Origin of the sequence: Bacteroides sp. 51 (genome assembly GCF_010500965.1) — a bacterium.
GTDB lineage: Bacteria > Bacteroidota > Bacteroidia > Bacteroidales > Bacteroidaceae > Bacteroides.
Map to the genome: position 1 here is coordinate 1 of NZ_QVMI01000123.1, position 402 is coordinate 402.

1 rRNA gene is annotated in these 402 nt (G+C 63.9%); it reads left to right on the forward strand.

From position 1 onward, the window contains the following. Positions 1 to 30: 30 nt before the first annotated feature. Positions 31 to 402 (forward strand): 23S ribosomal RNA (locus D0T87_RS24340); the annotation flags it as partial.

Genomic DNA, 402 nt, shown 5'->3' on the forward strand with positions numbered 1-402 from the left:
GAACGGGCTTGGCAGAATCAGCGGGGAAAGAAGACCCTGTTGAGCTTGACTCTAGTCTGACTCTGTGAAAAGACATGAGAGGTGTAGGATAAGTGGGAGCGGTCGCCACCAACCCCTGCGCCCGCCCCGCCCTCCTGCCGGCGCCCTCCTCGCGGGGGCGTCGGTGGGGGGAACGGGCGGCGGAGGGGGGCGCCGCGACGGTGAAATACCACTACTCCCATCGTTTTTTTACTTATTCGTTGGAGCGGAGGCGAACCGCGAGGTTCACGTTCTGGACTCAAGGTCCCCGCCGGCCTCGCGCCGGGCTCCCGGGGGCCGATCCGAGACGAAGACACTGTCAGGTGGGGAGTTTGGCTGGGGCGGCACATCTGTCAAACGATAACGCAGGTGTCCTAAGGCGAG